Source organism: Geosporobacter subterraneus DSM 17957 (assembly GCF_900142145.1).
Taxonomy (GTDB): Bacteria; Bacillota; Clostridia; order Peptostreptococcales; family Thermotaleaceae; genus Geosporobacter; species Geosporobacter subterraneus.
The window spans coordinates 45909-54950 of the sequence record NZ_FQZV01000030.1; the positions used below are offsets into that span (position 1 = coordinate 45909).

Genomic DNA, 9042 nt, shown 5'->3' on the forward strand with positions numbered 1-9042 from the left:
ATGTTTAAAAGTATACGATGGAAATTTATCACCATTTACTTTTTGCTGGTATTTATGGCAATGGTAATTGTAGGGGTATTTATTATTCAACAATTCCAGGATTATCACCTGGGAGTTGTCAGTGAAAACCTGACAAAGATTGCACGGAACTATTTCGTGCCCGAATTAGAGGGTTATGCTGATTTGGATGAAAACAAAGCCCAGATACAGGAATACGTTGACACTTGGGATAAGGCACTGAAACTTAAAGAAGATGTGTTTATCGTGAATCCGGATTTTCAGATCATCGCCAGCAGCAATGAGCTTTTAGTTGATAAGAGTGCAGTAGACGTACTTGAACATATCCTTTTATCTGATGCCCGCAGAGGTCAGATTTCTGAAAAAGACAAGCTTATCAATACTGGCGGTGACAGACCCATTAGTGTAAAAAACATTGTTTTTCCCATTAAAAATGCCACCGGGAAAGTAACGGGAATCTTGTATTTTAGAGCAGACCTGTCGGATATCAATAAAACCTTAGATGAGTCCAGAATGATTTTGATACAGGCGACCCTTTTGGCTCTGGTGATTACAGTAGTTTTAGGTTTTTTGATTGCCCGAAGCGTTACAGAGCCTATTAGTGACGTAACGGTGAAGGCTGCTAAAATGGCACGGGGAGATTTTGACCAGATTGTAGAAGTAAAGTCTGATGATGAGATTGGACAGCTGGCCGCTATGTTTAACTATCTGCGGGAGAAGCTGAAAATTACTTTATCTGAAATCTCCAGAGAAAAAAGTAAGTTGGAGACGATCCTGGATTATATGGCTGATGGTTTGATTGCCGTAAACAATGAGGGTTTAATCGTCCATGCAAACCCAACAGCTTTAAAAATGTTGAATCTTACAAAGGAAGAAACGGAAACGAAAGCCTATGATGAACTCATCGGGCATCTTAATGAGCAGTTAACTCTGAAATATATTGATGAAAGCGGCTCGGACTGGGTAGGCAGCGAGGTGATTCGGCAGCAGGACTCTATTTATCAGGTCAACTATGCACCCTTTAAGGATGAAAAGGGTGAAAAAACCGGTATCGTTATGGTGCTTCAGGATATCACTGAGAGACAGAAGCTGGACAATATGCGAAAAGAGTTTGTGGCCAATGTGTCCCATGAATTAAAAACTCCCCTTACCAGTATCAAGAGCTATACAGAAACTTTACTGGACGGAGCCCTGGACAATCGGGAACTGTCAGAACAGTTTTTACAGGTAGTCAATAGTGAAGCAGATCGTATGAGCCGTTTGGTGAAAGACTTGCTGCAGCTGTCCAGCTTGGATTATAAGCAGGTGAAATGGAACAAGAAAGATGCCGATCTTGTAAAAATTGTGGAAAGCTGTGTATTAAAATTGAATATGACTGCAAAAAATAAACAACAAAAAATAAAGTTTATGAATGAAGGCCTTCCTATAGTAGGATATATGGATATTGACAAGATTGAACAGGTAGTCCTTAACATCATGAGCAATGCCATCAAATATACTCCTGACGGGGGAGAAATCAATGTGTACTTAACGCAGGATGAAAGCGGAGCGAAAATTCGGGTTGTGGATAATGGGATTGGCATTCCTTCGGAGGATCTGCCAAGACTCTTTGAACGTTTTTATCGAGTGGATAAAGCTAGGTCCAGAGAACTGGGAGGTACAGGTCTAGGCCTTTCCATTGCAAGGCAAATTGTGGAAGCTCATGAGGGACAAATAGAAATATTAAGCAATTATGGGGAAGGCACGGAGGTTGTCATTAATTTACCGTTACAGGAAAAAGCTGTGTAATCGGAATTTAAAATGGATGTAATACGTTTGTAATAATAATAGAGTATAATGTAAAATATAGCATAACAATGCAATGCATTTACTGGGAGGAATCCATATGTACAAAAAAGCAATTACTGGAGCTTTGGTTCTGGTAATCATAAGCGCTTCAAATACTACAGCTTATGCCGCCCAACGGCAGTTTGCCCAATTTAAATATAGATCTAATACAGAAGTAAACCAAGGCTTGATCGAAATCATCAGTCCTAAGGGAGATGTGATTGTTCAAGACAGTCTCTTGATTTCTGTACAGGTACTGGATAATGCATCCGTGACGCTAAAAATCTATAAGCAAGATACAGCCAAGCTAGAGGATACATTGATCTTTGGACCGGAAAAAGTAGATCAAGGTGAAAATCTGAAGTTCTATAATAAGCAAATCAAAGATTTATCTCCGGGCAAATATAAAATGGTTTTTGAAGTGAAGGACAAGGATGGAAATAAAAAGGATCCCGTAGTGAAATATTTTACAGTGAAAAATAAAGAAGAAGAAATGACAAAATCACTTAATAACATTATGAACACAAACGTATTGAAAGATATCCTATTTAACAAATAGGTGGTTGAAGCGAGAGGATGCATATGCGCAAGGAAAGCTTTAAAACCCTTTTGTTGACAGTGCTTTTTGTTCTTAGCGTCGGACTGACTCAGCAGCTTTGGGTGGGGATTCCGATGGCGGAAATCTTGCCGTCTACAAGAACTGTTGAAAACAACGAAATAAAAAACTACGACATAACGACACTTATGATGAATGTAATAAGCCCCCAAAGTTTTGCTATTAACTTTGGGGGTGGTTATCATACGGTGTTTTTTTCTGATGCTTACGATATTTGGTCAGGAGCCGTATCCGTCTTAAGGGCCTATTATGAGCAGGAAGTTGCCGTTGAAGAGATCAGTGTTGAACGCTGGAACAGCGTCAATGATTTCCGGTCGGTCCGGATGGATTTTGATTATGATGTGCCAGTCGGTGTTTTAAAAACTGCTGTACAGGGAAAGGACCTGGGGCTGCAGGGAAAGCTAACCAGCTTTAGAAGCCTGTTGATTCCCGTAACAGAAGAAGCCACCCTTTACATAAGCAATCCTGCAGAGCAAAAGTTTTATCGGGTAAAAGCAAAAGAAGTAATGGGAAATATGTCGGAAATAATCAATACCATCGAACAGAACGGTTTTGACCATTATTTTACTGTTAAGGATATTATGGGTGTTGAAAACATTACCCTCATGCCCATTGCCCTGAGTGAAAACATATCTAAGATCAAAGTGATCCAGGAAGTAGATACTACCAATGCCCGGCAGGTAGAGCCCTTGGCGGGAACCTTTTTTGGAGAAAACTTTGACTTTGTTCGTAAGATAACAGAAACCAATGGTGCCGTGATCTATATCTACGGCTATGGACAGAAGGCTCTAAAAATCGATGCGACAGGGATGGTGGAATATAACGAAGAAGCCGATACACAACGCGCCGCTGCGGCTGCAGAATTATCAGAAGCCCTGCGGACAGCTGTCAAATTTGTTACAGAGCATGGGGACTGGCCTAAGGAAGCCTATCTAAAAGCTATTGTAGAAAGAGAGAAGGACAAAAGGAAAGGGTACTTATTCCTTTTTGGATACCGGCTTAATGGATTGCCTGTATATTACTATGACAAAGTCGTCCGTGCGCCCATCGAGGTGGAGGTGACGGGACGTCAGGTAACCTACTATAAGCGCTATGTGAAGCGGGAAAAAATAGATGTAACTTTTTTAGAGAAACTGGATAATCGAAGCATCCTATCCCCACAGCAGGTGTTGGATAAAAACTTTGACTACATTAAAAGTATATTCTTAGAGGATGTGGGAGAAAAGGGCAAGGAGATTCCTGAGAACGACATACTAAAAGAAATCCTTTCTTCTATATACGGCGTAGAGTTGGGCTACTACGATCAGCCTATGGGAGAACGGGACAGCCTGGTTCCTATATGGATTATTAAATTGCAAAAGCATCGATACTATTTCGATGCCTATAAAGGTACAATACTCAATAGGTCTGAATTATAACGGATGGTGGAGATCCTATGGATTGGTCAAAAGCAAAAAATATATTAATCATTGCCTTTATCATTACAAATCTGTTTCTGATTTTTAATATTCAGAGTAATTTGTATCAAAACAATGCTTTGTCTGTATTGAAGGATCGAAACATCGAAGACGTAGTCAGCATTCTTCAAGAAAAAAATATCAAGGTAGAAGCGGAAATTCCAAGAATTTTACTGCAGATGCCCGTACTGGACGTGGAGTATGAAACTTACAATGAGGAAAAGGTGGCCCAGCGTTTTGGACAAGAAGGAATCATATCAGACACAAACAGTGAAGAACATGTAGAGGTTACGAAAAATAAAATCATTATCTATAAAAATAACAGCAGAGAGGTCCGCATCAAGGACCTCAATGAAAGTAGGGCCCGGGAGGAAGCGGAGAGCTTTATTAAAGATCTGGGGTATATGGGGCAGGATGTAGAATACTGGAATACTTTTTCAGTGGGGGAACAGTACGAAGTCATCTTCAAGCAGAAATATAAGGGATATTTTCTGGAAAAGAGCTATATGCGGTTGATTATCACCCAGGCCGGAGTAACAGAATTTGAAAGAATGTGGTTAAAGCCGCTTCATCTGGGAGAGCATAAGAATGAAATTATGCCTGCTACAAAAGCTCTGCTAAAAGCTTTAAATGTATTGGGGGACCGAGAGCAGGAAACCATTATTACTGAAATCAGTTTGGGATATCTGTTTGACCCCTCTAAAATCAGCTTAACCAATTGGGAAAACATTAAATCCGGCAGGGCATTGCCTGCTTGGAGGATGACCCTGGAGGATGGAGAGACCATTTTTATCGACGCCTATGAAAGCTATTAGAAGGATAAGTGAGAGCAAAAGCACCAATTTGTGATTTTTTTGCTCTTTTTTTGCGAAAATGAAAAGATTTCCAAACAATAGCTACTTATCAAACCGTATCAATGATGATATAATGGTGAAAGACTGGAAAACTATATAATTGGAAAAAGATGTAGATGGAAAAATAGTGAAAATAAGTTTATTTTATGAAGATAAATATTCATCTGTTGGAAGGGTTGGAAAGAATACATGGGAAAATTATTGATCGAAGGTGGCCATAAACTGACAGGTAAAATAAGCATTAGTGGATTTAAGAACGCAGCAGTAGCCATTATCCCTGCATCCATCTTAGCGGGGGACAAGTGTATAATAGAAAATTTACCAAATATCCGGGATGTACATGTACTAGGGGAGATATTGCAAGAATTAGGGTCAACGGTGTCCTTTGACAGCGAAAAGAAGATTATGGAGGTAGACACAGCATCGGTTTCCAGCTGCCATGCTACTTATGAAATGGCAAAGAAGCTAAGAGCCTCCTACTATTTATTAGGGGCTGCTTTAGGCAGGTTCAAAAAGGCACAGGTTGCTTTTCCGGGAGGCTGTGATATTGGGACAAGACCCATTGACCAGCATATCAAGGGCTTTGAGGCCTTAGGGGCAAAGGTAGCCATTGAGCATGGCATTATCCACGCAGAAGCAGAGGAATTGATAGGTGCGGAAATTTACTTAGATGTAGTCAGTGTGGGGGCGACCATCAATATCATGCTGGCGGCATGTATGGCCAAAGGTACCACGATCATTGACAATGCAGCGAAGGAGCCCCATGTGGTTGACGTAGCGAATTTTTTGAATTCCATGGGTGCAGACATTCGGGGCGCAGGTACCGATGTCATTAAGATCCATGGAGTGGAAAAAATGCACGGGTGTACTTACGGCGTTATCCCTGATCAAATAGAGGCAGGAACCTTTATGATCATGGCTGCAGCTACCGGTGGAGACGTGATTATTGATAATGTAATTCCTAAGCATTTAGATCCCATCACTGCGAAATTAAGAGAGATGGGCATGGAAATAGAAGAAAACGGCGAATCCTTAAGAGTTGTCAGTAAAGGCCAGCTAAAGGCGTGTAATATTAAAACTTTGGTATATCCTGGCTTTCCTACGGATTTGCAGCAGCCCATGTCGGCATTGTTAACCGTTGCCAATGGTACCAGCATCGTGGCGGAAACCATTTATGAAGGGCGTTTTAAGCACGTAGATGAACTGAAGCGGATGGGTGCGAAGATCAAGGTAGAAGGCCGTGTAGCTGTTATTGAAGGAATCGACAGACTATCTGGTGCTACGGTATCTGCCACGGATTTACGGGCAGGGGCTGCTTTGGTGGTAGCAGGCCTGATGGCTGACGGTGTAACGGAAGTAGAAAACGTGCAATATATCGATAGAGGATATGACAGTATAGAAAACAAGCTGCTCAGTTTGGGAGCAAAAATACAGCGAGTATAAGATTAAGGCAGGCATGGGTTGACAGGCCTGTCTTTTCACTTATGGAACAATCGGGTATAATGATATAGAGAGCTTGATAGGATATTTTGCAAAGGATATGGAGGATATTATGGGACTAAGATTTTGCTCCTTGGCCAGTGGCAGCAGTGGAAACTGTCAGTTCATTGCCAGTGAAGAAGCACGAATATTATTAGATGTAGGGCTAGCAGGAAAACGGATCGTAGAAAGTATGGAATCCATCGGAGAACAAGCAGAAAAAATACTGGGCATATTGGTAAGCCATGAACACAGTGACCATATAAGGGGTATCGGAATTCTTTCCAGACGGTTTAATTTGCCTATATATGCCAACAATAATACCTGGGAAGAGATGAGCGGAAAAATCGGGCCCATCAAGGAGGAAAATAAGAAAACCTTTACAACGGGAGAAACCTTTGCCATCGGGGATATCACCATCAAAAGCTATCCCATAGCCCATGATGCATCTGAACCTGTGGCATTTTCTTTTCATCACGGGGGAGCCAAGGTCAGTATCGCAACGGACCTTGGCCATGTAGACGGAAGGATTATGGAAGAACTCATGGATGCAGATTTATTGATGCTGGAGTCAAACCATGATATCAATATGCTAAAGATGGGAAAATATCCATGGTTTTTAAAACAGAGAATCTTGGGGGACTATGGCCATTTATCCAATGAGACTGCCGGTCATGTGATTGCAGATTTATTAGAAAGAAAAGGGCGCATTACCAATGTATTGTTGGGGCATCTTAGCAAGGAGAATAATTTCCCTGAGCTTGCCTTTGAGACGGTTAAGACAATCCTGGAGGCTCGAAAGATTAAAATTGGATTGGATATAAATATTGATTTAACCTATAGAGATCGGGTAAGCAGGGTATATAGTATTTATAAATAACTCGTGGAAAGAAGGGATCCTTGTGGATTTTAACAACCAAGATCACCCTCAAAGGGATATTGAAAGAAGAATAGAGGAGCAACGATCCTCCGGCTACTATATTAATCAACCGAACCCCACCTATTATTATAAGCAAAAACGACCCCCCTATTTTTTCATGATTTTGGTGGCATTGATTTCAGCGATCATCGGCAGTGTGGTAGGCGCTTACTTAGCACCGAACTATCTTTACGGAAAGTATATTCCTTATCCGCAAGCCCCTGGAGCAGGAGGCAGCCCACAGCGGATAGAGATCGTGACCCGAGAGGAAGATTTGACGGTGATCCCTGCAGTAGCAAAAAAGGCGCTGCCTTCGGTGGTAGGGATCACAACTGTAACGGTAGAGAGGGATATCTTCTCTAGAACCAGGCGAGGGCAAGGGGTAGGAACAGGGGTCATCGTAGACAGCAGAGGCTATATTCTGACCAATTCACATGTAGTCAATGACGGACGTTCTGAAGAGGTTATGGTACTCTTCTATGACGGAGAGAACCTAAAGGCAGAGGTGCTATGGAATGACCCAATGCTGGATTTGGCGGTACTAAAAGTAGCGGCGCAGAATTTACCAGTAGCCGATCTGGGGGATTCAGACAAGCTGACGGTAGGAGAGATTGCCGTTGCCATTGGAAACCCTTTAGGTCTGACCTTTGAGAGGACAGTTACGGCAGGGATAATCAGCGGCCTGGAACGAAGCATTCCATTGACCCAATTTGAAAGCATTGAAGGATTGATCCAAACGGATGCATCCATTAACCCCGGCAACAGTGGAGGTCCGCTGCTGAACGCACAGGGAGCTGTCATCGGAATCAATACAGCGAAGATCCAAACCGGTGAAGGCTTAGGATTTGCTATTCCCATCAATACCGCAAGACCGATCGTGGATGAGTTTATTGAGCGGGGAGAGTTTACTAAAGTATACCTTGGAATCCGTGGGATCAACGTACAGCAGTATATTCAAAGCTATGGAGACCAACTGGGGACAAGACAAGGTGTGTATGTCCATCAAGTAACACCAGACTCCCCTGTTGCAAAAGCAGGGATGCGGGACGGTGACGTGATCGTTAAAATAGCAGGTCAAAGAATAGATACCATGGGTCAGCTGGTCCGGCAGATGTATCAATACAGGCCGGGAGACAGCATAAGGATCGAAGTTATCCGGGCTGGGGAAGCCTTAACCCTCGAGGTGGTCCTAGAGGCGGCACCCAGAAGCCAATAGGCATGTATAAGCCTAGAGAATCCACGGAAGAATAAAGAAAAAGTGACTTGGAGTGAACAGGATGTATGTAGTGTGTACGGAGCATCTGCCTGATGCCATTGATGAGTTTATAGAGGTGTATGAGCAGCCACCGGATCTTTATGAATTGGATAAGGTCACTTTTACGGAGTGGACCAGTCCCCATACCTGTGATTTTTGTGGGCACCCTCCAAAGTATTTAGTGGTATAATGTTGACGGGGAGAGGTCCTCGTCAATTTTTTATATAATAGGAAAGTTCTGCTTTCCTATTATATAAAAATAGGGGTTGTAGGGGATGAAATCCCCTGCCCGCATTCAGGAAGGTGCTCAGGCTGCCGCGCAGCCGTCGAAGGAAACCTAGGGTTTCCTAGCGAAAGCATCGAAGATGCTTTTTTATTATGACGGAGGAGATAGCATGTTAGGAAATTTATCAGTGCAGGAACTGGAAAATAGAATATATCAAAAAGATGAGATGATCATCGTAGATACAAGACAGCCGGCTTTTTATGAAGAACATCATATACCGGGAGCTATAAACATACCCTTTGGATTTGAGATGCCTCAGGAGGCGTACAGTCTTCCAAAAGAGCAAGAAATCATTGTATGCTGCTATATTGGTCTATCCAGCAAAGCTTTT

The 9042-nt window shown here is 42.3% G+C and carries 9 protein-coding genes; all 9 read left to right on the plus strand.

All coding sequences use genetic code 11. The features are described from left to right. Window positions 1-1806, plus strand: coding sequence for a sensor histidine kinase (locus BUB56_RS11770; RefSeq protein ID WP_110941517.1), 1806 nt, complete (start codon window positions 1-3; stop codon window positions 1804-1806). A gap of 97 nt (window positions 1807-1903) precedes the next feature. Then, the gene (locus BUB56_RS11775; protein ID WP_110941518.1) at window positions 1904-2404 is read left to right on the plus strand and encodes a hypothetical protein; all 501 of its coding nucleotides are present in this window, start codon (window positions 1904-1906) and stop codon (window positions 2402-2404) included. A gap of 23 nt (window positions 2405-2427) precedes the next feature. Further along, window positions 2428-3879, plus strand: coding sequence for a two-component system activity regulator YycH (gene yycH, locus BUB56_RS11780; RefSeq protein WP_190014447.1), 1452 nt, complete (start codon window positions 2428-2430; stop codon window positions 3877-3879). A gap of 17 nt (window positions 3880-3896) precedes the next feature. Beyond that, window positions 3897-4733, plus strand: a complete 837-nt coding sequence (gene yycI / locus BUB56_RS11785) for a two-component system regulatory protein YycI (protein ID WP_110941520.1) — start codon at window positions 3897-3899, stop codon at window positions 4731-4733. Window positions 4734-4961: 228 nt separating this feature from the next. Then, a complete protein-coding gene (locus BUB56_RS11790) occupies window positions 4962-6215 on the plus strand; it encodes a UDP-N-acetylglucosamine 1-carboxyvinyltransferase (protein WP_110941521.1) in 1254 nt (417 codons plus the stop codon). A 109-nt stretch (window positions 6216-6324) separates the two neighbouring features. Then, window positions 6325-7131, plus strand: a complete 807-nt coding sequence (locus tag BUB56_RS11795; protein WP_110941522.1) for an MBL fold metallo-hydrolase — start codon at window positions 6325-6327, stop codon at window positions 7129-7131. Between the two features lie 22 nt (window positions 7132-7153). Then, window positions 7154-8386, plus strand: a complete 1233-nt coding sequence (gene htrA, locus BUB56_RS11800) for a serine protease HtrA (RefSeq protein WP_242946318.1) — start codon at window positions 7154-7156, stop codon at window positions 8384-8386. 61 nt (window positions 8387-8447) lie between these two features. Continuing rightward, window positions 8448-8615, plus strand: a complete 168-nt coding sequence (locus BUB56_RS11805) for a CxxH/CxxC protein (RefSeq protein WP_110941523.1) — start codon at window positions 8448-8450, stop codon at window positions 8613-8615. Between the two features lie 205 nt (window positions 8616-8820). Then, window positions 8821-9042: rhodanese-like domain-containing protein (locus tag BUB56_RS11810; protein WP_190014449.1), on the plus strand; the 222-nt coding region annotated here is incomplete at its 3' end.